This window comes from Bradyrhizobium sp. UFLA05-153 (assembly GCF_054185185.1).
Window position 1 is genome coordinate 1 of record NZ_JBBIAM010000115.1, and the last position, 22,485, is coordinate 22,485.

Here is a 22,485-nt window from a genome sequence, read left to right on the forward strand (position 1 = left end):
CGGGACGTTCGATTACCGAACTGGCGAGTCGCGCGCACTGCCTGCATGTGTTGACCTACGCAGTTACGAGGTGAAGGTCGAGAACGGCACCGTTTTCATCAAGCTCTGAATGAAGCCAAAAGCACAACGATGTCGAAGCAGAGCTTGCTTATACTACAATCCCTGTGGGCGATGGAACGACGCCAACCCGATGGGGTCGAACGCTCTATCGAGCATAACATAGCGATGATCCGGGAAGCGGGCTTCGACGGCATCAGCACCTCCTGCGCTGATCCTGCACGTGTCGCCCTGATTGCGCGCGCCCTGGCCGGCTCAGGACTGGTAGTCGAGGGTATGTGCTTCCCGCAGACGACCGATCACTTGAAAGCGGCCATTGATCTTGCTCATCACCTCGACGCCCTGCATCTCAACGTCCAGCCTGACATCCGCCCGCGCCGTGTCGTCGACTGTATCCCCCTGCTGGAGGGCTGGATCAGGGTGGCGCAAGAGGCGGGCATGCCGATCTACTTCGAGACGCATCGCAACAGGATGACGACGGATCTCCTCTTCACACTCGACCTGATGGACCAGGTTGCTGGGATGCGCATGCTTGCCGATCTCTCGCACATCTTGCTAGGCCGCGAATTCTGGTATCCGATCTCGGACGAAGACGAAGCACTGGTGCGGCAGGTGCTCGATCGTACCTGGGCTTTTCATGGCCGCGTGGCGTCTCGCGAGCAAATTCAGGTTGAGATCACTTTCCCCCAGCACAAAATCTGGCTGGATCTGTTTCTTGGTTGGTGGAAATACGGCTTCAACAGTTGGCGAAGGCGCGCCGACGCGGGTGCCCGTCTCACTTTTACCTGCGAACTTGGCCCGCAACCCTATGCCATTAGCGATCGCCAGGGCAACGACACCACAGATCGCTGGGAGGAGGCTCTCTTACTCAAATCCCTGGTGCGCAGCCTGTTCGAGAGCGCGACAAACGATGCACAGCCTGCGCTCGGAAATGGTTCAGCTGCTTGAGCGACCAATCCACAATGGTGATCGTTGGGGCGGGCGAAGCCGGTACGGCCGCTGCCGTCGCCCTGCGCGAAGGCGGCTGGGGAGGCATCGTGGCCTTAATCGGCAACGAAACTATGCTGCCATATGAGCGCCCGCCTCTATCCAAGGCGATCCTAACCGACGAGATGAAGCCTGGACCCAAGCCAATTGTGACGGCAGAATGTCTCGCCGAGTTGGAGATCGATTATCTCCACGGAAACGAAGTGGTTGCGATTGATCGCGCGGCCAATGTGGTCACGCTCTCAAACGGATCAAGGATGGCGTATCACCGACTCCTCCTAGCCACGGGAGCCCGACCTCGGAGACTGACGGTTCCGATCGCTGAAGGAACGAGGGTCGCGACGCTGCGGACGTATCAGGACGCTACTCGCATCCGTCACGCTATTGGCCAAGGATGCGACGTGGTTGTAATCGGCGGCGGCTTTATCGGGCTCGAGGTTGCTGCGAGCGCGGTCTTAAGAGGTGCTTCGGTGGTCGTACTCGAGGCAGGATCGCGGCTACTTATGCGGGCAGTACCACCTCCTATGGCTGAACTGATCAGGGCCAAGCACGAACGTTCTGGGGTGCGCATTGAGACAGGCGCTATCGTTGAGCGGGTCGACTTCAGTGAAGGACGCTCCAGCGTGGTGCTGACCGGTGGTCGCTCACACGTGGCCGACCTGGTGATCGTTGGGGTCGGTGCGACGCCGAATGTCGAACTTGCGCAAGCGGCAGGACTGGTTGTCGACAACGGCATAGTTCTGGACGAGATGCTGGCGACTTCGGATCCGCACATCTTCGCGGCGGGCGACTGCTGTTCGTTTCCGCATCGCCTCTATAAAAAGCGGGTCAGGCTGGAGGCCTGGCGCAACGCACAGCGGCAAGGTGCGGTGGCGGCGGCGAACATGCTGGGCGAGAACCGTCCATTCGAGGACGTTCCCTGGTTTTGGTCGGATCAGTACGACGAGACACTGCAAATCGTCGGCCTCTGCCCGGACGGAGAAATCCCTGTAGTCAGGAAGCTCGGCACGAGGGGCCAGCTCCTGTTTTACCTCGCCGCCGACGGCCGTCTGGTGGCCGCATGTGGATTTGGGAGCCTGGGCACGGTAGCGAGGGAAGTGCGTTTTGCCGAGATGATGATAAGCCGCGGACTTAGACCCAAGGCAGAGGCGCTCGCAGACCCTGCGGTGAACATGAAACGTCTCCTAGTTCAGTGAATTCGGCATTGCGGACGCTCGTTCATCACCTGCCGCCGCTACGACCGCGAGACCAACGTCTTCACGGAAGTCGACCCCGCTTCCCTCCGGACCGAGGAGTAGCATCGTGCGCCTTTGGGTCATGTCCGATCTGCACATCGAACTCACCCGCGGCAGGGACCTGCCGTCCGGCAACGCGCGCCCCGCCTTCGACGTCATGGTAGTCGCCGGCGACCTGGTACCGAGGGCCGAGCGCGGCGTCCGCTGGCTGTTGGATCGCGTGCCTGATCGGCCGGTGATCTACATCATGGGCAATCACGAAGCCTACGGGACCGACATCGACTGCACGCTCGAGAAGGCCAAGGCGGTGGCTGCCGGCACGAATGTGCATGTCCTGCAGGACGATACCATCCGCATCGGCGACGTGACGTTCGCCGGCGCGACGCTCTGGACCGACTTCGCGCTTTTCGGCGACGCGCATCGCGGAATGGCGGTCGCCGCCGATCACATGAATGACTTCAAGAAAGTCCGGGTCGGCCGCTACGTAGAGCGCTTTCGGCCCCCACACGCGCTCGCCAGGCACAGGCGTTCGCTGGCATTCTTGGAAGCCGAGATGCGCAAGCCTCGCGACGAGAAGAAGCTGGTGATCGTCACGCATCACGCACCCGTGCCGGCTCCCGCGCATCTCCACGACCCAGACTTCCGACCGACGCTCGAAGAGCTTTTGATTGTCGCTTATCGCAGCGATTTGAGGTCGTTGATGAGTCCTCAGTCGACAACAGAGGACAAGAACGAGTTGCGGCCGGCAAATCTATGGGTGTACGGGCACACTCATGAATCCTTCGACGCCGTGATCGGCAACACCCGAGTCCTCAGCAATGCCAAAGGCTACGGCCCATGGCCGGGCCAGCTGCGGACCTGGGACAACCCGAATTTCAACGAGAAGCTCATCATCGAGATTTGAAAGGGACCGACCATGAACGACGCCGACTGTCAGAAATACCCGGCTGGGCGCCGACGCGACCCGCCGTTGCTGCGCCGAGATAGGCCTCGAACAACTGCATCACCGGGCCGATGATCGACAGGCTCGGAACGTCGATCTCCTTGCACTTGTCCTCGAGCTGGGAGACCAGATCCTTCTCCAGCAGCGTGAACAGTTCAATCCCCGGCGCGCAGGCTCACCACCAATGGTCGGGTCCTCTAAGCCACGGGATCGGCGTCCAAAATTTGAATGCGAAGGTATTTGGAGGTCGGCGTCTGTGGCACTCACGCAATCATCTGAGTCGGATGGATGCATGGCTAAAGAGGGATGCTCAAGCGCAGCTGCTGAGAGCGGGGGCAAGAAATCTCCCAGCTGCGTCCACGCGGGAATGGTTTGCATGATGCATCATCATTCCGCTGGGATCTTGGCGACCTCTGCCAGAGGCCCCGGTTCTACTCGGATATCACCGGAAAAAGGACGCTCTTGGAGACCAATGAGTCCCAGCGCCATGACGACGGCGATTGAGAACACGCTTAGCGCCGTAATTTGCGCACCGGCCTTCTTCAGGTGCACCAACCCGATTGATATCTGTGTCACCACGCCAAGGATCAGGACGAGAATCCATTTGGCATCGAACGTGCGATCGGAGGCCAACGCGAGCCGTTCGGAGCGCGCGCTGCCCGCTCTGACTGCGGCATTTAGCAAGGCAGTCTGCACCGCCCCGCCCGCTGTTTGAGCGATCCGCGGATCGCTCACCTCTCGCAGCAAGGCGTCATAGGCTGACTTAACCGAATTGGCCTCCTGATCCTGCGCCATCGCCGGCCACTCGTCGTCCACGAGGGCGGCGACGTATTTCGCCAGTACTGAGCGGAGGCTGCCCATGTCGGAGGCGGACGCGATACTGACAGCATAGATGTTGCGCAGTTCCGCCGCCTCTGACTGTACCGCGCGGGTCGCTTGGCGGTTGCGATCGGTTATATCGTTGGCCAGAAATCCGGTCAGGAACGCAAACAAAACTCCGACCGTGCCGAAAAACGGAGCGACCACGCCTTCTATGCGGCGCACCGGCACGACCGTTGCGGGGCTGAAACTCGCGATCACAATGACAGCGCCAGTCGTCGCGTAAAAGGCGAAGAGGACTGCGAACAATTCAAATATTGGAAAGTCTAGCCAAGCTTTGATCATTGGGTTAGCCGATCCCCTGTTACAAGGCGGCGACCCCGACTAGAACATATGAGCATTGGGCCCCAAATAATATATTGCTAGTGGAATCACAACCCTGGCCACGACAGAATGGTTCAGGGATTGGATTCGTTCATTCCGGCAGAAGTTTCCATGGCTTTTGCACGGCCGACTCTGGGCACGCCAGATCACCTCGCTGGGCACCTGGTCCGCTTGATGCCAGCCTAGATGAAGCCTTATGTCAGCCGAACAAGACGAATGCCGCGGATGCAGAAGCGATTTGTGAGACCGTCACCCGGCCTACAATGCGGTTCCTACCGGCGATGTCTGCCGAACAACAAGCCGCCAGCATGATTTGCGGACGCGGGAAATGTTGATGAGGCTGCGTAGCAGCCTGCCAATGCCGCGCGCGTCCGCATGGCCGAATTGGGAATGGTGGCGAACGCTGGCTTGGCGAGCACAGCCGAGCCGCTGCCGATTCTTCGGGACGAAAACGACGATCCCTGGGTGCCGCCCGCTTTGTTCGCGGACGCTTCGATCTCGACGTGGTGCCGACCGGCTCCGCGACCTCGACGACGAGGGCCTGCGGCCAAACCGCGCAGATCCAACTGCTCGCCTGCACATCCTCAATACGCTCTCAGACGAAGCGCCGATCGAGCTCGGCCGATTACTCGATATAGTCGGCAGCGACCTCGATCCCTCGCCGGCAGTGATGTCACTTGCCTGCTCCGATCGGCAAGCAAGAAGACCATGATCAAGGAAGCGGGTTTCTCGATCCTCCTTCGGCGAAGACCTGAAGCCGTGGATCGAGGCCTTCAATCGCGCGACCCCGATCGCGACTGCGTGTCGCCGGCGCTTCGAGATCACGCTCGAAAACTTCTTCCCATGGATGACGAAGGACAGCCTTGACGCCCCTAGGTTACCGTTCAACGGGGAATGGACCCAATATGAGATTGCTACACCAATACACTAACTCAATTTGCTATTGATATATCTCAATCCTCGTGAGATTCTGTCTTGAGCGCCAGCTTCGAGCAGCCGGTTTCTGAATTTTCATGGGGAGTATTGATGAGGACTGACTGGGAAGAACCGATCGCACGTATGGTAGGGCGTATTGAAGAAACGGCTCGGCAGGTAGGGGATGCCTATCCACATTGGGCGAACCCGGAAAGCGGCACTTGGACTACAACTCCGAATGGGGATTGGACCGGCGGATATTGGTTGGGGATGCTTTGGCTTGCCTCTCGCGGGAGTGGCGGCGAGCGCTTCAGGATTCTCGCGGAGCAGGGTTGCGCGCGCCTTGGGCCGCGCGTCACGGCCGACACCGCGTTCAAGGCCGCGACCTTCTATTACGGCGCTGGACTCGGCTCGCTGCTCGCCGGCAGTGAGCACGCCCGGGCGCTCGGCCTCGCAGCGGCGCGAGACCTCAAGCAGCGGTATAATCCGAAGCTAGGTCTGGTGCCCCTCGGCGCGAATGCAGAGGAGGGCTCGGACGTAGGAGCGACCGCAAGCAGTGTCGACAGCTTGGTCGTCTCACTGTTGCTGTTTTGGGCGGCTCGAACCGCCAATGACCGAGAGATGCGTGAGGTCGCTGCCAATCATACCGACAAGGTGCTGGGACTTCATCAGCGCGAGGACGGCTCATTCGTCCAGTCCTCATCGCTCGATCCCGCGACTGGACACATCTTACGACGCTACACGCACAAAGGCTACAGCGAGAGCAGCGTCTGGGCGAGAGCACAAGCATGGGGGGTCGTTTGCTCGACGATTAGTTACTTGTCCGGCGGCCCAGAAGAGCGATGGCTTCAGGCCGCCATGAAGGGTGCCGACTGGTGGATCGCCCATGTGCCAGCTGACCGCGTGTCATACTGGGATTTTGACGATCCGAAAGCCCCCAACGTTGAGCGAGACACTGCGGCTACCGCATTCATGGCGTCGGCTTTTCTAAAGTTGAGTTCGATTGCGCCGTCTGAAAGCAAGCGGCAACTATATCGGCAAGCCGGCGAACGGACCGCTTTGGCGCTCGTCGAACGTTATCTCACTCCGGTCGACAAGAACGATAAACGTTTGCCTGGCATGTTGGTCGAAGGATGTTTCAACAAGCGCGAGGATTCTCGAGCCGAGGACTACGTCAGCAATGCGGAACTCATCTTCGGTAGCTACTATTTGTTCGAGGCGCTCCATTTGCTTACTGGCAGATTGCCGCCTGCGGACATCTAGAATAGCACTCCCTGCGGGCCGGAGCTCGCAGTTTATTGAGTGCGGCGTGAGCGCGACGCTATAGAGGCAAAGCCTCGGTCATCGTATGGGCTCAACTCATCGACCGTGGCGATGGTGCCATTTTCCACCGCCGGATAGATGTCGGCAGTGGAAATATGCGGCGGCGCCCCGCGCGGCTGCAATACTCGCTGCGACAGCCCACAAATCGGAGAGTCTCAGCGCTTTTGGATCATCGGCCGTATTGATCGCGGTCCTCTGTATGACAACCGGTATTGCCGGCAAAAGTAGAGGTGTCGCGGTCTATTTTGACGGGCTTCGCCGAGCAGGCATCGAGCTTGGCTGGTTTGGCTCGAATGACCGCGAGCAAAAAAGGAGGAGGATCTATTCTGGGGGATTCTTCAACGGCGCGGCGCGCCGCCCTCCCCAGAACGGAGTGGGCGGCACTGACACGGCGGTGTCCCTGGGAGTTAGGCGGGCAGACCGAGCTAGTCGCCTATGTAGACGCAGCCTCTCTTCTTGGCGATCTGGTAGACGACCACACTCAACAGCGCGATGAACGATCCGTAGATAGGGAACATCCAAGTCAGATTCTCGCGCTGCAACCATACGAGGAGATACGGAGTGGTACCGCCGAACAACGTGGCTCCGATTGCATAGCCGAGCGCGACGCCGGTAGTCCGCACGGTGCGCGGCATTAATGTTGTGGCTATGAAGTTGTACAGCGCCATGTTGCAGCCCACCATGGCTCCCCCGAGCAGCATAACAATTGAGTAGGTCAAAAGGCTCTGTTGCGAATAGAGCAATGTCAGGAAAAAAGATGGGATGAGTAGTAGGCGGATCATTATGAATGCGCGCGATGGCCGCACCTTGTCTGCAAAGGCGCCGATGGACGGTGAGAATACCATCCAGGAAAACCCCATAAGGGTCAGGATGCCGTACACCCAGGTGCTATTCTCCTTAAACACTCCATTGGCGATGTTGGGCAGACCGAAATTATACGTGTAGTTCGCAAGCTGCACGGAACCGACCACCAAAATAGCAGCGAGAAGCGACAATCGAACGCTCCAGAGCGTCTTCCACACGCCGCCGGTCGTTTCCTGAATGCGCGACATCTCATCCGCGCGGTGCATCGCGCGAGCGATCAAGGTTTCCGGGATGGCTTGGCGAAGAAAGATGATAAGCAAACCAAGCACGCCACCAACTGCAAACGGCACACGCCAGGCCCACTCGCGCATGACCTCAGGAGCAACGGAAGCACTCACCAAAAATGCGACCAGGCTGGCTCCGATTGAGCCCAACATGACGAATGTACCATTGATCAAACCAAGGTACCGGCCCTCCTGTCCTGGCGGTGCCAACTCGATCGCGATCGCGTTAGCGACCCCCGCCTCAGCGCCCGTGGCAAGACCTTGCGCGAGCCGAAGAAGAACCAGCACGACGGTGGCCAGGGTCCCGACGTCCTTGTGAGCCGGCAAGACCGAGATCAGCAGCGAGGACAACGCCATTACCGTAACCGCGATCATCATGACGCGTTTGTGGCTGATGCGATCTGCAATTGGACCGAGCAAAGCCGCTCCCAACGGCCGTGCCACAAAACCCGCTCCGAACACCGCCAGTCCACCGAGCAGAGAGACGATTGGGTCATTGGAGGGAAAGAAGTGCGGCGAAAGAAACGCCGCCATGAAACCGTAGACTTGCCAGTCGTACCACTCAAGCGCGACGCCTCCGCCGAGGCCAATTGTCATTGACCTCGATGTAACTTGCTTGTCGGGGTGAACGAGTGCGATGGAGGGCTGTGCAGTTGTTTGCATGTGTCTGCTTCCGCTCGTTGCTGCAAATTGTTTGGGTTTTAGGGGCGCGCGAGAGCGCGGGTCACTCATTGGCCGTAGCGAGCCCAGAGCAATACGTGTGAATTCAGAAGACCCGCGATGTTGAGCAAGCCTAGGGAGATTTCGGGCGGCACCGGTGCGAACGGATGCCCAAGCGACCGCAGGCGGCGGCTCCGCCTTTCTTCATCAAGATATTTCAAGTAGCGGTTCGCGCATGCGAGCTGATGTCGAAGCCCGTTCGATCGAATCCCTCTGCTCCCTTGCGCAATCGCGGGTGCCGATACCATCGCCGCGACCGTCGAGCCGACCGGGTAGAGGGATTGAATGCGAAACTTGCTGCCACTCAGCGTCATCTTGTAGGCCGCGAGGGTCTTCACGACAGACCAAGGCGAGCCGAGCGAGCGCGGGAAATTTGATTGGAGACGCCACGTCACGACGGGAGCGCTGACGCGTACTGCAGGCGCCACGAGGGCGCCAACTGCGTCAGTCGCCAATCCAGCAAGAACCTTGCGGCGATCCATTTCACCCCCGGAACATGGGCTGCATCTTTGCGCAGCATCTCAATTATCTACGAAGATCAACATAGCGCTGCCGCAATGTCAATAATGACGCATTTCATTTGTATGTTAGGCTATCTCAATGCTCTAAGCATTCTGAAGCGAGCTGAAGTTCACGCCCGCCATAGCCCTAACTCCCCACAAAATCTGCAGATTTTTCGCAAATTGACCTGCATCTGGCTACAGATTGACCTGTCCCATTTGGGATGACAATCTGACTTGCCGCAATTGGCGGCTCGCTTTGAAATGGAATTGAACCCCGTGCGACTGATCCAATTTGTATCTGCCGACGGTTGCCGCCATGTTGCAGCTCTCGCAGCCGGCAATTCGGACCCCGTTTTAGTGAAGAACGCGGCTAGCGTGCGCGACTTGGCGTTAGAGGCCGCACGCTTGCGACTTTCGCTCGCCGAGTGCATCGAGACCCATGGTTTCGGGGAGCAGGTCGACTACGATGCGATCGTCAGCGAGAAGCGGCTGCTGCTGCCTCTCGATCACCCGGACCCCTCCCGGTGCATGATCGCCGTCACAGGCCTTACGCATCTCGGTAGCGCCGAGTCGCGAGACGCCATGCATGCGAAGTTGGCCGCAGCCGACCTGTCGGATTCGATGCGGATGTTCAAGCTCGGTGTGGACGGCGGAAAGCCGCCGCCCGGAGCGCTCGGTGTCCAGCCGGAATGGGCCTATAAAGGCGACGGCTCCTGGGCGGTCGCCCCCGAACAACCGCTCACATTACCTTCCTACGCTGAAGATGGGGGCGACGAAGCCGAAGTTGTCGGACTCTATGTGATCGGCGAACAAGGTGAGGTCCTACGGGTGGGGTTCAGCCTTGGCAATGAGTATTCAGATCACGTGATGGAGCAGAGGAATTACCTCTACCTCGCTCATTCAAAGCTGCGGCAGTGCTCCTACGGCCCTGAGCTGCTCATGGGCGATCTCCCGGACGAAGTCTTTGGAACGATCCGCGTTCTGAGGGCCGGCTCGCCTATTTGGTCGGGGAATTTTATTTCCGGCGAGAGCAACATGTCTCACTCCATCGCGAACCTTGAGCACCATCACTTCAAGTACCGCGCTTTTCGACGTCCCGGGGACATACACATCTATTTTTTCGGAGCAAGCAATTTAAGCTTTTCGGCCGGCGTCCGGCTACGGGGCGGCGACACGTTCGAAATCGAGTCTCCGACCTTCGGGCGGCCGCTGCGCAACCCCCTCGCTGCGGATGCGCCACAGGAAATCGTCAGGGTGCTGCCATTGTAAGTTGGAATCAGCTACGTCAAAGATTGGCATAGCGATCCAGGGGCATTTTGAGATAAGCAATTGAAATGCAAAAATGGCACCCTCACCTGCGGGCGGGCAACGCTCCCCTCTTTCTCCGGCTACTCGAAGCTGTCGAGCGGGACATCGCGGCAGGAGTTCTTGCCGCCGGAACGAGGCTACCGACCCAGCGTGATTTGGCCGAAGATATTGGCCTCAGTGTCGGCACGGTGATTAAGGCCTATGCGGAGGGTCAACGGCGAGGGCTGCTTGTCGGACACGTTGGTCGGGGGACGTTTGTCGCATCACAGCGCCAAAGCTCTGCGGCCGGGGGGAAGGTCGTCGATCTAAGCCTCAACATTCCGGGTCCATCGTTACTGCCCAAGGTGCTCGCCGAAAGCTCATCAACGTTCCCGACGGCCGATATCTCCGATTACGTGGGATATCTGTCCCACTCGGGTGTTTCAGAACACCGGGAGCAACTCGCCAACCTGTTTCGCGAAGCAGGTTTCGATGCCAATCCGAACAACCTCGTCATTACCAATGGAGCGCAGCACGGGATATCGCTGACGCTCAGCTCGATTTGCCAGCCCGGCGACAAAGTCTTTGTCGAAGCCGGCACCTATCATGGCATGAAGTCGTTCGCGCATTTCGCAAAGCTCGAGCTTATCGGACTGCCGATGGACGGTGAAGGATTGCTTCCCGGGCCTTTCGACAAAGCGGCCGCTAGCGGGACAGCGCGGGTGCTTTTCGCCATTCCCACCATACAGAGCCCGACGGCGAGGATCATGAGTGCGGCGCGCCGTCGCGAGATCGTGCGGATCGCACGGAAGCGCGACATCCTGATCATTGAAGATGACGCCTATGGGTTTCTTGACGAGGCGAGCGAGCCACTCGCCTCGTTGGCGCCGGAGCGAACCTTCTACGTCAACACCCTATCGAAGTGCTTGGCCCCAGGATTGCGTATCGGCATGCTCGTCGTACCCGAGCCGTACCTGGCGCAGATTCATCAAGCGATGCGCGCAACCTGCTGGATGGCCTCGCCAATCTCGTCCTTCATTGTGTCGGAATGGATCCGTACCGGAACGGCCGCCCGTGTGAAGCAGTCTCTGGTCCAGGAGGCGAAGAAGCGCGTGAAGCTCGCCTCCCAAATACTCAGGCCGCACATACGTCCAGATCACCCGGCAAGCTTTCATGTCTGGCTGGACCTGCCGAGTGACACTGCACAGCAGGTGGCAGCCCGTTCATTGCAGCGCGGCGTTATTACAACCCCTCCTTCGGCTCTCCTGGTTGAGCCCTCCTTGATCTCGGGGCTGAGGATCTCGATCGGCGTTCCCGAAAACATCGAAGATCTCGAATGGGCGCTCCGTCAGGTCGCGGCCGCATTAGAGGTCGGGAACGAAGCAAGTATGTCAATCATCTGAGTTGTGCGAAGGGACTTACCTCGCGCGCTCTCAGCGAGATGCCACTAAGGGCCGGTGCACCGCTTTTTCGATCCAGATCCGAAGAGTCGCTGGATCACGTCTAAACGCATGCCGCTCAATTCAATTTCGCCACGTCGGTCAATCGAATCTTGTTCGAATGGCACGGCCTCGACATCAATCCTCAAATTTCGATCGGGATAATTGCCGGTGGACCTGGACAAAGATGATTGAGCGGAACGAGAAGCAGGCGTGGCATCGTAGCGCTTGGTCAGCGGCATCAGAAAGGCGGCGAAGAGCAGACTCAACGTTGCCACGCCGCATACCCTGAAGGTCACCCAGCTATTCGTTTCCTCGCCCTCCTCGCTTATGTGAAAGACGCAGACGCCGTGAAGCTGAAAAGGTCTCAGAGGATTCACAACGACCAATGGCAACGGTGAATGCGATATTTCCCCCGGCCAAGAGCCTAGCCCCTCCTCCTGGCCAGGCGGATGTGGTTCAGATCCTGCTCAGCTGGCTCTAGCTCCGCTATTTGAAAATGTTTCGCCCAACGACTGAGCGCCGTCCCGCTCTGATCAGTTACACGCCCCCGGCCCTCTCCGGCTGCCACAGCTAACTTCCGCTTAGCTGCTCAAATGCCGCAAATCGCCGCTCCAAACCTCGATGATCAAGCCGCCTCCGCCCCTCGGTGCCCATTGCAAAAACGCTCAGCGCTATTGGGATATATCAATCTGATATTGGTATAGTATAATGTTGACGCAGGCTAAGGGCCAAGATAGCGTTTGGGCCAAGTCAAATGGGAGCGGGGCGCTCCTTGAGCTTGAGAAAGGCCTGACGTGAGCGATGAATCTACTGCCTCCGACAGCGGGGGCGCCCTTCGCGGCCTGGTGGTCCTGGAAGTCGGCATGGTCATGCAGGTGCCGCTTGCCGGACAGGTATTGGGAGATCTCGGCGCAGACGTCATCAAGATCGAGCGACCGCAGGGTGACATCACACGCGGCCTCGATTTTGAGGCCACCCGCCTTGGCGGAATGAGTGCCTATTACGCGGCGATGGGCAGGAACAAGAGAACGCTCGCCCTGGATTTGAAGAACCCCGCCGCTTTGGAGATCCTCCTGACGCTGGTCGGTCGCGCCGATGTGTTGATGCATAATTTCCGGCCCGGCGTCATGGAACGGCTGGGGCTTGGTTACGGCGATCTCAGCGCGCGCAATCCTCGTCTTATCTATGCCGCAGGCTTCGGTTTCGGGGAAGCTGGTCCTCTTGCAGATCGGCCAGGTCAGGACATGCTAGCGCAGGCGTTTAGCGGCCTGGCACGGGGCGGACTGCAAGAGCGCCAGCCTCCGCAGCTGACCAACTCTCCTATTGTCGATTATGGCGCGGCCATGTCGCTCGTCCAAGGCATCCTCGCGGCCGTGATCGAGCGGCAGAAATCAGGCCGCGGACAAATGGTGTCGACGTCTTTGTTCGACGTTTCACTTGCGATGCAGCTGTGCGAGATCGCTAGTGAGAGCATCTATGGCGTGAAAACCAACTGGATACGCCAGGCGATGCTAGTCAGGACAGCTGACGGCTGGGTTGCCGTTGTGATGCTGTTTCGTGACAATCCGCTTGGTTTGTTATGCCAGGCGCTCAACCTACCGGACATAAGTGCGCGTCCCGAACTCGCAACGCGTGAAAAGCAGATCGAAAATCTGGCCACGATCCAGCATCATTGCGAGCCCGCCTTTGCGCACTTGACGACTGAGGAAGTGCTCGCGCGCTTGGCAGCCGTGGACCTGCTCTGCTCACCTGTGAATGAAATTCCGGAGGCGATCAGCCATCCTCAGGCAAGTCAGAACGGCATCATGTGGCAGGTCGAAGTGCCCGGGCGCGGACCGGTGCCGCTCGCCGGGCTGCCGGTCCGACTCTCCCGAACCCCTCCGGGCGTGCGCATTCACCCGGCGACCATTGGCGCGGCCACCAACGAGGTTCTGTCGTCCTTCGGCTTCTCGGAGCACGAGATCCGGGAGGCAAGAAGCAGAAAGGCTTTCGGGTAGGTCCGCCAAAAACTTCGATTGATGCCCACCTATGTCTTCCGTTGTCCAGAGGACGCGCCGGCCTCATCCTGATTGCTCAGGAGTATGGCTGAGATCAAGAGGCAACCATGATTTATAGGACGCTCTGGCCCCCCGGGGCTGGGAGCAAGTTACGCTATCCAAGCTAAGGTCGAGTTCTCGGCTTTTCCCCCAGCCATTCTGGAGAGTTCTTTCGTGATTCCAAAATCCGAACTTGTACTGTGCACCTCCCCGCTCGCGCACGTCCGTCTCTTGGCCATGAACAGGCCGGCGAAGCGAAACGCACTGAGCAATGAGCTTATCGCGGCGCTTGCGTTGGCCTTGCGGGATGCCATTTCAGATGAGGACGTCCGCTGCATCGTCCTTTGCGGGACCGACGCGTTCTTTTCTGCCGGCGCGGATATCAAGGAAATGCAGCAGCGCGGCTTCGAGGCCATAAACAATCCAGTCCGGCGCAACGATTGGCGCGACATCACGAACTGTCCGAAGCCGATTGTTGCTGCCGTAGAAGGGGCGTGCTTTGGAGGCGGTCACGAACTTGCGATGCTGGCCGATATCGTGGTCGCAGGCGAAGGCGCGCTCTTTGGGCAACCTGAAATCAACATCGGAGTTCTGCCCGGTGACGGGGGGACCCAACGGTTGACGCGTGTGGCGGGCAAGTCGCTGGCGATGCTGATGATCCTTAGCGGCCAGTCTATTTCGGCTCGTACAGCGTTGCAGGCGGGGTTAATCGCCGAAGTCGTCGAAACTGGTCATGCGCAGGCGCGAGCTCTCGAAATCGCGGACATGATCGCTCACAAGCCGCCTCGTTCGGCGGAGCTTGCCAAGGCTGCAGTTTTAGCCGCCTATCAAATGCCCCTCGATGCCGGCGTGGAATTCGAACGTCAGGCGATCCGGGTCGCTTTCACCACCTCTGATCAGCAAGAGGGAATGAACGCCTTCTTTGAGAAGCGGCCACCAAAGTACCAAGGCAAATAGAACCCTTTGCGAGATTCTGGCCTTGCGAAGAAGAATATAAGCCGAACAGGACCAGAAGTGAGCCGCAGCGGAGAGCACCTCGTTCCTTGTGCATGCCGAGTTTCGAAAAGCTGCGATAGATTAGACCGGGTCATCGTTGCCCCCTCGTGCCGCGGCGACAGCTACAAGTCCGGACCTTCGGGGCAGCTGCCAGCCAAATAATCGTGCCCTGCCGCCTTAAGAAACTTTGAGCGGCCCAGGCGATCGACTGCGGGCGTCTGAGGAGTGATGCATGGTGAAAGTCACTAGCGCACGGGCCTAAGGTGCCTGCGACGTCCTTGAAACGCTCGCGCGTGGTCGCGCTGGCCAACGAGGCTCCCGGACGGCTAAAAAGATGCCGCTGCCGGAGCTTCTCCAACAGCGGCTTAAGTTAAGGGAGGAGGCAGACAAACCGGTCTGCCAGCGGGTGCGTTTGGCACTGCGAAGCGCGCGGCAGGCTTTTGACCCGGTTTGTCTACGTTGGGCTCTTCCCAGAACAGGGCCGGAAAGCGGTATCTCGGCCCTGGGGCACATAAGTGAAAAAGCCTTCGTCCCGCAGATTGCCTGTTACGAGCTATCGGACTGAAACGTGCTGTGCGCGATCCCACGCCCTGCACTTAGCCCCGAGCGCTCAGTGGCATTGCAATACACAATTGAGCTAGTTCAAGGTTCGCAACGGCTTCAACAAGCTTCTATCCTGGACCTCTGCTCCCGTGCACCCGGTCAATAGAATTCTCCTCCGCAGAACGCTCTGAATACCAGGTGGTCTAGACCGGGCTGAAACCGCGTATAAGATCGGAGCAACGTCCAAACGGGTAATATTGGGTAGAAGCCGTGAAAGCGCCCCTTATTGGCAAAGTTGCTACCCGCTTGTCGGCCGCACCTAAAGGCGCGACCGTGGAAATCTACGCACCATCTTTGCGAAGCCTTCCGCAAGGCTCCATGCTCGTCATGGCCACCTTGCCTGTCATTGACTGGAACGACTGCCTTTTTCGAGACTTGCGCGCCATGCCCAGGAGGAGATGCGCTCATGTCTATGCGGCAATCGTCATGATCGATCCCTTCGCGTGCTGGGAGGATGTTGCCGAGTTGTTGAACGAAGCCGGGATGACCGGGGTGATAAACTTCCCGCCCGCATCCCTTCTTGAGCGGTCTACTGAAGGCGTGCCGGTTGACACCGGACAGGAGCTCGAACTTCGGCGAATGGAATGGTTTGCGAGCCTGGGATTCAAGATCTTGTTCGCCGCCGGCAACGATTCTCAGATAACAGCGGCAGAGAGGCGGTTTGGCTCGCATCTCGACGGCATCGTCTATTTACCGGGCGAAGCTCTCAACCTGACGATTGACGAAGAGATGGCGCTGGTAAGCCTTAGGCCGCGGAAATCGACAGTCCCGACGTTCGCGCTCTTCGATGGGACAAGCTCGAAGCGGAAAATGCAAACAACCTAAGCGCCACGAGGTTACTCCAGGATCCGCAGCTTTTTCATCTTATTGTACAGGGTTTTTCTTGAAAGCCCGAGAGACCTGGCTGTCTTTCCGCGGTGAAGCTGGTTTCGTTTCAACCCTTCGATAATCCATTCGCGCTCAGAGAATGCCGATGTGGGCTTAGCGGGGGACGCTGCGTTCAACAAGGGTTTGAGCACCTCGGCGCTTATATGCGTGTCTTTCAGAGCGACAAGTTGGTTGACGATCTGGCGCAATTCCCTCAAGTTTCCGGGCCAATGATGGTCCGCTAGCGCCAAGAATGCAGACTTTTCTATTGCCAGCGCTTGCGCGTTCGAGTCTCCCTTGGCCTCAACCGTGAAATGCTGAATGAGTTGCGGAAGGTCCTCCAGCCGGTTTGATAGCGCGGGTAGCCCTATATCGAGCCCAACAAAGAAGGCAAGGAGGCGGGGACATAGAACACTTTCCAAGCCTGCTCCACGAGCCACTGTGGCGGTTGCGACGATCCGAGCGTTTGACCTTGCAGCGGATACGCCGTTCAGCGGCGTGAAGCTCCCCGTCTCGAGATAGTCGGCAAGTCGCTCTTGCCCATCCCTCGGCAGCTGATCGACATGCATCAGCAAGAGCGAAGAATCGCTTGCGGCTTCCAGGAGCGATAGTTGGCGTCTCCTGTTCTCATCGCCCTCGGCGCCGAACAGCGTACCGACCATATCGATGGCCGGACCGGGGCGGCAATGAAACAGCGCCGGCTTCGTGTGCTTCCGATCACTAAAGGCATGAACGAGACTAGCTATTCGTCGCTTGCCTGACCCCGCCTCGCCCCAAACGAGCACGGGATTGGGATTGCTGGCCAAGCGCCTTGCAGTCTCGAGCACGCGTTTCATGATTGAGGACTGCGCAATGACGCCGTGCCTGAATCCGCTCAATTGAAGCTGGCGCTCAAGGAGATCGACCTTCTCCCGCAATAGGTGAATGGCCTTAAAGCCCGACGTCACCTCAAGGACCGACATTTCAAGCGGGACGCGGTCGAGCGACGAGCCGCCGATGAAGCCCTGGACGCCCGTTTCTCGGCAGATATCCAAAAGTTCGTCGGGCTTGGTTATTGGCCCGCCGCCAAGCAGGCAAATCACGTTTCTGTCGATGGACTGAGCCGCACGCGCAACAGCGCTCGTTCGCGCGGCAAGCTCCGACAGACTGATGAGGGGCTCGGATCCGCTTTCCACGCCGCGGTTGAGATTGAAGTTGATGCAGATAGCTCCAGTGCCCGCGTCAACCATGCGTTTTACTTCGGATTGGGTCCGCGTATAGCCAATGGTCATCAGCCCGCGTCTTGCGGCCTTCACCAGGAGCTCGATTTCTCGCGCGTAGCCAAGACCGGACTTTTCAAGCAGTGACCTTCTGTAGTCATCAATGTGGATGATGGAAGGGAAGTTGGTGACGCCGGAAAAGCCCCACCTGATGATGCGATCAAGAAAGCGGTCGATATCGAGCTGCGGATTGAAGGTACAGGCCCCGAAAAAGACCGGCAATTTTGTCGAGGGCAGGATTTCGGTACGGCCGAAGCCAGCCACGAATTCGTTGGTATCGCGAATTGGAAGAATTGAGGCAGGCGAAGAGCCACCCATAGCGCGAAAACGGCCGGCATTAAGAGCAAGCACGAAATCCGCGCCCGCGCGTTCGGCAGCTCGTGCAGTCATGCCCGATCCGATTCCCGCTCCAAGCACAAACGAACGGGAGTTCCGGAAGAACTGCCTGATCCCGCCGCCCTTTACCTGGTCCGCCCGCATGTGCATACCGGCCCCCACCTCCTGCACGGCAGGCTTTCGAAAACTAGCTCCAATTTGCCGGCGCATGCAAGCGTCGGAGTGCTTTTCCGTTCGTCATGAAGAGATGGCAGTCCGCTGGCGAAGCCGCAAGACGAACCTTGCCAGCCCCATTCGGCGGCTCGGGCTTCGGCGCCTTCGCAACCACTGCTGCCTTGCCAGCACTTCCGTAGATGTAGGTGACGCTGCCAAGATGCTCTACGAGATCGACGTCGAGCTCAATCGCGACCTCCCTCTCCTCCGCCGCAAATGGAGAGAAATCGTCCGGACGAATCCCGAGCGTGATCGGCTTTCCGACGAGCAACTGATCCGGTTGGACGGGGACGGAGACCGTGGCGCCCGCATCGAGCTTGACGTCCATGCCCGCCTCGTGAGCCGCCTCGATGTGGCCGTCGAGAAAATTCATCTTGGGCGAGCCAATGAATCCGGCCACAAACCGGGATGCCGGGTTGTGATAGACATCGTGCGGGGTGCCCACTTGCTCGATATTGCCATCCTTGAGCACTACGATCTTGTCGGCCATGGTCATGGCCTCGACCTGATCGTGCGTCACATAGATCATGGTGTTTCCAAGCTGCTTGTGGAGCTTGGCGATCTGGACTCGCATCTGCACCCGCAATTCCGTATCCAGGTTTGAAAGAGGTTCATCGAACAGGAACACCTTGGGTTCGCGCACAATGGCGCGCCCAATCGCCACGCGCTGCCGCTGTCCGCCAGAGAGCTGCCGAGGCTTGCGATCCAACAGATGATCGATTTGCAACAGCGATGCCGTCTCCGCGACCCTGCTATCGATCCGAGCCCTCGCCATTTTGGCCATACGCAGAGGGAAGGCCAGATTCTCGCGCACGGTCATATGCGGATAAAGCGCATAGCTCTGAAACACCATGCCGAGGTTACGGTCGGCCGCATCAACGTCGTTGACGACCTCGTTATCAATCAAGAGCCGCCCGCCGCTGATGCGCTCCAGCCCTCCGATCATCCGCAGCAGCGTCGACTTGCCCGACCCCGATGGTCCGACAAACACGACGAATTCGCCATGATCGATGGTCAGGTCGATATTTTGCAATATCTGGATGGTCCCGTAGGCTTTATTGACCCCTTCCAAACGGACGTCAGCCATCAGGCTCTCCTCTGTCGCGGGCTTCCTGCCGGCGCCGGCCTCACCTCAATCTCCGCAAGGCAAGAAACGATGAAATCGGGCGGCGCCAGGGACGCATCCTCCCGGGGCGGCACGCCGGTCGTGACCAGCACGGCCGGAAGGCCTGCCCGCTTGCCGGCCTGGATATCCGTCGGAATCTGGTCGCCGATCATCAATGTGGTATTGCGCGGGGTTCCAAGACGCGAAAGTGCTGTCTCGATCATATGCGGCTCGGGCTTGCCGACGATGACAGGCTCAACTTTCGTAACTGCGGCCACCGCGGTGATCATAGCTCCTGCCCCCGGCTCGAATCCGTCTGAGGTCGGCAAGAGCAGATCGGGATTCGTTCCAATGAACTCCGCTCCGTTCAGGATCGCCTCCACCGCAATCCGCAGCTTCTCATGTGTGATCTGGCGGTCCAGCCCCATGACCACCGCTTCCGCCGCTCGATCGGTGACCTCAAGCCCCACATCTCTGACAGCCTTGACGAGCGATGGCGCGCCGATGACGAATACCCGGTTGAGGTCCCGGTATTTCGCGCGGACGAGCTCGGCCGCGGTGATGGCGCTGGTAACGACGTCCTTGGGTGCAATAACAAGCCCGAAGCCGGCCAGTTTGCGGACGACATCTTCCGGCGTGTGGGTCGAATTGTTCGTCACAAAGCAGAACGGCAATCCGGCCGCCTGCCACTGTCCAAATGCCTGGATAGCATCGGCTATCGCAGCGTTCCCGCGATAAACGACCCCATCGAGATCCGAAATGATCCCTTCGACTGGCGGCCAGTTGATCTTAGAGCTACTGCTAGCCATTCATCAGCATCCCGCCGTTCACGTGAACGATCTGCCCCGTCATGTAGGAAGCCGCCGGACTCGCAAGGAAGACGGCAAGCCCTGCGATATCCTCCGGGACCCCTAGCCGTCCCAAGGGGATCCGGCCACTGTGGCGCGCTTCGGTTTCCTCACGCGGACGCCCATGCATTGGCGTATCGATAATTCCAGGCGCAATTGCGTTCACATTGATTTTAAGGGGCGCGCATTCATAGGCGAGTAGTTTGGTGACGTCGTGGACGATCGCCTTCGACAAGCAATAATCGGCGCCGCCGGCCTGGTAGTTGAACACTGCCCCCTGCGAGGACAGTGAAGAGCCGACGTTGATGATGCGGCCGCCCCTGGCCTTCATGAAGCGGTCGATCGCCAGTTTTGAGCAGCGCAAAACAGCGACCGAGTTGACCTGGATAGTCCGCTCGATTTTCTCTGCATTGCCGTTCAGGAGCGGCTGGGCAGATTTGATACCGGCATTGTTGACCAGCACATCGAGTCGGCCAAAACGTCTGGCAACCTCATCGAGAACCCTGGCGATATCGTCCTCACGCGAGACGTCCATGGCCATCGGCAATGCGCCGTTGCCATAGGGCAAGCTTGCCAAAATGTCTTCGAGGTTGTCCAGGTTAGCATCGGCGGCAAGGACGTTCGCCCCTCCTGCCCTAAATGCATTCACAATGGCCGAGCCGATGCCGCCCCCGGCCCCGGTGACGAGGACCGTTCTATCAGAAACTGAGAACCGTGTGGTCATTCCAACTCCAAGATCGTTTGGGATTTCAGAAACTCGTCAACCGCCTCTGCATTGGGCATGGAGCTTTGAGCGCCGCGCCGTGTCACACACAGGGCGGCGACAGCCAGCGCCTTCCTTACGGCTTCCCTTAGGGGCAACCGCTGGGCCAGTGATGCGGCGAATGCTCCGTTAAAGGCGTCTCCGGCCGCCGTGGTGTCGACGACTTTGACGGGAAACGCCTGCAGAGCAAAAGAGCGCGTTGCGTCGGCATAATAGGCGCCCTGCGCCCCCAGAGTGATCAGCGCGGCGCTTGGCCCGAGATCAAGAAGCCGCAAAGCCGCGTATGCGGCACTGTCGAAGTCGTCGACCTCGATGCCCGTCAGTTCAAAAGCCTCCGTCTGGTTCGGTGTAACGAAATCGACGCTTCTCCATGCCGCCGATGAAAGCCCGGGCCTCACTGGCGCCGGGTTAAAGATGAGCTCGAAGCCTTTATCGCGCTTCAGCTCGAAGAGCCGGTTGAGCGCCGCGATCGGCATACCCATTTCGGCAACAACGATCGCATCGCGCTCGATTAATTCGGCCGCACTCTCCACCATCTCCGGCCCGACGTTCAGATTGGCGCCGGGGTCTATGACGATCATGTTAGAGCCGTCGTCACCGACCAGAACGAGGGCTGAGCCGGAGACTTCTCCAGCACAGATATTGATTGCGTCTGAGCGAACGCCAGCCTCACGCAATGACTGCCAGAGGGAGTGACCGGCATCATCATCACCGAGACGTGTGTAGAAATATGGCCGAAGGCCAAGTCGAGCGGCAGCGACGGCCTGGTTGGCGCCTTTCCCTCCGGGATTGCGGGTGAGCGTGCCCATCAGGCTTTCGCCCGGCGTCGGAAGGCGCTCGACGTTGAAGCAGAGATCCAGATTGGTCGTTCCGAAGAACATCAATGGCCTGGCACTCATTTTACGGCACCGAAGGTAAGGCCACGTTCGAGGTGGCGTTGGCCGATCACGATCAGAATGACGGGAATGATCATCGTCACGACCAGGCCTGCGGCCATAACTGGGTAGAATTGCACGCCCGGATTGAGCAGTTTGAGAAGAGCGACCGTCACCGGCGCCTTGGTCGAGGAGAGGATCAGACCAAGGGCAAAGTTGTGCCAGGCGAGCAGGAAAATGAGCAGCGAGGCACCGATCAGGCCCGGTTTCAAGAGCGGCAGCACGATGTGCAGCACGATCCGGAAGGGCTTGGCACCATCCATGGCGGCCGCTTCCTCGATGTCCTTTGGGATGTCTTCGATATAGGAGCGGCTCAGCCACACGATCATTGGTAATGTGACGACCTGATAGACCCAGATCATACCGATATAGGTGTCATACAATCCGATCGTCTGGAAGACGCTGAAGAGAGGGATGACGACCAGGAGGACCGGGGCGAAGCGGAATCCGAGAATGAAGAACGCAATGTCTTCCTTGAGCGGTATGTCCCGCCTCGCCAGGACGTAGCCGGCAGGCACTCCCACGAGCAGCGAGATGAAGACGGAGCCAAGCGCAATGACGACGCTGTTGGTAATCGGCGTGAGGAAATCGACCTTGATAGTGCCGTAGCTGGTCGCTCCTGCCTGCGCGACATCAAATAGGACGCGAAAGTTTTCCAATGTCGGCGAGAACAGGAAGCTTGGCGGCCAGGTCATGACATCGGCCTGCTGCTTCAGCGACATCATTACGATCCAAATAAGCGGAAAGGCCAGGATCAATGCGCAAATGCCGACGAGGATGTTCAAGAGCAGGTTTGTGGGCGTCGAGCGATTGAAGCGCAT

The 22,485-nt window shown here is 58.9% G+C and carries 19 protein-coding genes and 2 pseudogenes; 10 read left to right on the forward strand and 11 right to left on the reverse strand.

Annotated features, from left to right (window positions below):
* The 4 genes and pseudogenes from Q2941_RS40745 to Q2941_RS40760 form a co-directional block, all read left to right on the forward strand.
* Window positions 1–109, forward strand: a pseudogene (locus Q2941_RS40745) (Rieske family ferredoxin); the annotation flags it as partial.
* Between the two features lie 20 nt (window positions 110–129).
* Window positions 130–1,005, forward strand: a complete 876-nt coding sequence (locus Q2941_RS40750; RefSeq protein WP_458196012.1) for a sugar phosphate isomerase/epimerase family protein — start codon at window positions 130–132, stop codon at window positions 1,003–1,005.
* Window positions 1,002–2,240 carry an NAD(P)/FAD-dependent oxidoreductase gene (locus Q2941_RS40755; protein WP_458196013.1) on the forward strand — a complete coding sequence of 413 codons (1,239 nt, stop codon included), beginning with the start codon at window positions 1,002–1,004 and terminating at the stop codon, window positions 2,238–2,240. The genes Q2941_RS40750 and Q2941_RS40755 overlap by 4 nt, the downstream gene beginning before the upstream one ends.
* A gap of 106 nt (window positions 2,241–2,346) precedes the next feature.
* Window positions 2,347–3,183 (forward strand): metallophosphoesterase, encoded by an 837-nt coding sequence (locus tag Q2941_RS40760; RefSeq protein ID WP_458196014.1) that lies wholly within the window; start codon window positions 2,347–2,349, stop codon window positions 3,181–3,183.
* Between the two features lie 43 nt (window positions 3,184–3,226).
* On the opposite strand, the pseudogene Q2941_RS40765 reads toward Q2941_RS40760, so the two are convergent.
* Both Q2941_RS40765 and Q2941_RS40770 read right to left on the reverse strand, forming a co-directional pair.
* A pseudogene (locus tag Q2941_RS40765) lies at window positions 3,227–3,391 on the reverse strand (phosphoenolpyruvate synthase regulatory protein); the annotation flags it as partial.
* Between the two features lie 218 nt (window positions 3,392–3,609).
* Window positions 3,610–4,386: a bestrophin-like domain gene (locus Q2941_RS40770; protein WP_458196015.1), complete on the reverse strand. Its 777-nt coding sequence runs from the start codon at window positions 4,384–4,386 to the stop codon at window positions 3,610–3,612.
* A 1,014-nt stretch (window positions 4,387–5,400) separates the two neighbouring features.
* On the opposite strand from Q2941_RS40770, the gene Q2941_RS40775 reads away from it, so the two are divergent.
* The gene (locus Q2941_RS40775) at window positions 5,401–6,603 is read left to right on the forward strand and encodes a hypothetical protein (RefSeq protein ID WP_458196016.1); all 1,203 of its coding nucleotides are present in this window, start codon (window positions 5,401–5,403) and stop codon (window positions 6,601–6,603) included.
* A 485-nt stretch (window positions 6,604–7,088) separates the two neighbouring features.
* On the opposite strand, the gene Q2941_RS40780 is transcribed toward Q2941_RS40775, so the two are convergent.
* Both Q2941_RS40780 and Q2941_RS40785 read right to left on the reverse strand, forming a co-directional pair.
* Window positions 7,089–8,414, reverse strand: coding sequence for an MFS transporter (locus Q2941_RS40780; protein ID WP_458196017.1), 1,326 nt, complete (start codon window positions 8,412–8,414; stop codon window positions 7,089–7,091).
* Window positions 8,415–8,479: 65 nt separating this feature from the next.
* Window positions 8,480–8,953 (reverse strand): hypothetical protein, encoded by a 474-nt coding sequence (locus Q2941_RS40785; protein WP_458196018.1) that lies wholly within the window; start codon window positions 8,951–8,953, stop codon window positions 8,480–8,482.
* Between the two features lie 282 nt (window positions 8,954–9,235).
* Here Q2941_RS40785 and araD1 point away from each other — a divergent pair, with 282 nt between their 5' ends.
* Both araD1 and Q2941_RS40795 read left to right on the forward strand, forming a co-directional pair.
* Complete coding sequence (gene araD1 / locus Q2941_RS40790) at window positions 9,236–10,243, forward strand: AraD1 family protein (protein WP_458196035.1); 1,008 nt, start codon at window positions 9,236–9,238, stop codon at window positions 10,241–10,243.
* A gap of 65 nt (window positions 10,244–10,308) precedes the next feature.
* Window positions 10,309–11,664 (forward strand): aminotransferase-like domain-containing protein, encoded by a 1,356-nt coding sequence (locus Q2941_RS40795; protein WP_458196019.1) that lies wholly within the window; start codon window positions 10,309–10,311, stop codon window positions 11,662–11,664.
* A 44-nt stretch (window positions 11,665–11,708) separates the two neighbouring features.
* On the opposite strand, the gene Q2941_RS40800 is transcribed toward Q2941_RS40795, so the two are convergent.
* The gene (locus Q2941_RS40800) at window positions 11,709–11,999 is read right to left on the reverse strand and encodes a hypothetical protein (protein ID WP_458196020.1); all 291 of its coding nucleotides are present in this window, start codon (window positions 11,997–11,999) and stop codon (window positions 11,709–11,711) included.
* Between the two features lie 498 nt (window positions 12,000–12,497).
* Between Q2941_RS40800 and Q2941_RS40805 the strand changes: the two genes are divergently transcribed.
* From Q2941_RS40805 to Q2941_RS40815, 3 genes are all read left to right on the forward strand, one after another.
* The gene (locus tag Q2941_RS40805) at window positions 12,498–13,700 is read left to right on the forward strand and encodes a CaiB/BaiF CoA transferase family protein (RefSeq protein ID WP_458196021.1); all 1,203 of its coding nucleotides are present in this window, start codon (window positions 12,498–12,500) and stop codon (window positions 13,698–13,700) included.
* Between the two features lie 213 nt (window positions 13,701–13,913).
* Window positions 13,914–14,696, forward strand: a complete 783-nt coding sequence (locus Q2941_RS40810) for an enoyl-CoA hydratase-related protein (RefSeq protein ID WP_458196022.1) — start codon at window positions 13,914–13,916, stop codon at window positions 14,694–14,696.
* Window positions 14,697–15,548: 852 nt separating this feature from the next.
* A complete protein-coding gene (locus Q2941_RS40815; protein WP_458196023.1) occupies window positions 15,549–16,163 on the forward strand; it encodes a hypothetical protein in 615 nt (204 codons plus the stop codon).
* 11 nt (window positions 16,164–16,174) lie between these two features.
* Here the strand turns inward: Q2941_RS40815 and Q2941_RS40820 are convergent, their stop codons facing one another.
* Genes Q2941_RS40820 through Q2941_RS40845 form a run of 6 tightly spaced genes read right to left on the reverse strand, consistent with a single transcriptional unit; the run spans window position 16,175 to window position 22,485 of the window.
* Complete coding sequence (locus tag Q2941_RS40820; protein ID WP_458196024.1) at window positions 16,175–17,950, reverse strand: phosphoenolpyruvate hydrolase family protein; 1,776 nt, start codon at window positions 17,948–17,950, stop codon at window positions 16,175–16,177.
* Between the two features lie 37 nt (window positions 17,951–17,987).
* Window positions 17,988–19,100 (reverse strand): ABC transporter ATP-binding protein, encoded by a 1,113-nt coding sequence (locus Q2941_RS40825; protein ID WP_458196025.1) that lies wholly within the window; start codon window positions 19,098–19,100, stop codon window positions 17,988–17,990.
* Entirely contained in the window at window positions 19,100–19,927 is an 828-nt protein-coding gene (locus tag Q2941_RS40830; RefSeq protein WP_458196026.1) for an HAD-IIA family hydrolase, read from the reverse strand. The genes Q2941_RS40825 and Q2941_RS40830 overlap by 1 nt, the downstream gene beginning before the upstream one ends.
* Window positions 19,920–20,690 (reverse strand): SDR family NAD(P)-dependent oxidoreductase, encoded by a 771-nt coding sequence (locus tag Q2941_RS40835; RefSeq protein WP_449379864.1) that lies wholly within the window; start codon window positions 20,688–20,690, stop codon window positions 19,920–19,922. Before Q2941_RS40835 ends, Q2941_RS40830 begins: the two co-directional genes overlap by 8 nt.
* Window positions 20,687–21,628 (reverse strand): ribokinase, encoded by a 942-nt coding sequence (locus tag Q2941_RS40840; protein ID WP_458196027.1) that lies wholly within the window; start codon window positions 21,626–21,628, stop codon window positions 20,687–20,689. The genes Q2941_RS40835 and Q2941_RS40840 overlap by 4 nt, the downstream gene beginning before the upstream one ends.
* A complete protein-coding gene (locus tag Q2941_RS40845; RefSeq protein ID WP_458196028.1) occupies window positions 21,625–22,485 on the reverse strand; it encodes a carbohydrate ABC transporter permease in 861 nt (286 codons plus the stop codon). Before Q2941_RS40845 ends, Q2941_RS40840 begins: the two co-directional genes overlap by 4 nt.

What these genes read in the sequence shown, in the direction of transcription:
- Q2941_RS40835 (WP_449379864.1), bottom strand. Translation starts at nt 20,690, where the DNA reads ATGACCACACGGTTCTCAGTTTCTGATAGAACGGTCCTCGTCACCGGG.
- Q2941_RS40770 (WP_458196015.1), bottom strand. Translation starts at nt 4,386, where the DNA reads ATGATCAAAGCTTGGCTAGACTTTCCAATATTTGAATTGTTCGCAGTC.
- Q2941_RS40825 (WP_458196025.1), bottom strand. Translation starts at nt 19,100, where the DNA reads ATGGCTGACGTCCGTTTGGAAGGGGTCAATAAAGCCTACGGGACCATC.
- Q2941_RS40795 (WP_458196019.1), top strand. Translation starts at nt 10,309, where the DNA reads ATGCAAAAATGGCACCCTCACCTGCGGGCGGGCAACGCTCCCCTCTTT.
- Q2941_RS40750 (WP_458196012.1), top strand. Translation starts at nt 130, where the DNA reads ATGTCGAAGCAGAGCTTGCTTATACTACAATCCCTGTGGGCGATGGAA.
- araD1 (WP_458196035.1), top strand. Translation starts at nt 9,236, where the DNA reads ATGGAATTGAACCCCGTGCGACTGATCCAATTTGTATCTGCCGACGGT.
- Q2941_RS40780 (WP_458196017.1), bottom strand. Translation starts at nt 8,414, where the DNA reads ATGCAAACAACTGCACAGCCCTCCATCGCACTCGTTCACCCCGACAAG.
- Q2941_RS40830 (WP_458196026.1), bottom strand. Translation starts at nt 19,927, where the DNA reads ATGGCTAGCAGTAGCTCTAAGATCAACTGGCCGCCAGTCGAAGGGATC.
- Q2941_RS40840 (WP_458196027.1), bottom strand. Translation starts at nt 21,628, where the DNA reads ATGAGTGCCAGGCCATTGATGTTCTTCGGAACGACCAATCTGGATCTC.
- Q2941_RS40820 (WP_458196024.1), bottom strand. Translation starts at nt 17,950, where the DNA reads ATGCACATGCGGGCGGACCAGGTAAAGGGCGGCGGGATCAGGCAGTTC.
- Q2941_RS40785 (WP_458196018.1), bottom strand. Translation starts at nt 8,953, where the DNA reads ATGGATCGCCGCAAGGTTCTTGCTGGATTGGCGACTGACGCAGTTGGC.
- Q2941_RS40845 (WP_458196028.1), bottom strand. Translation starts at nt 22,485, where the DNA reads ATGCGCTTCAATCGCTCGACGCCCACAAACCTGCTCTTGAACATCCTC.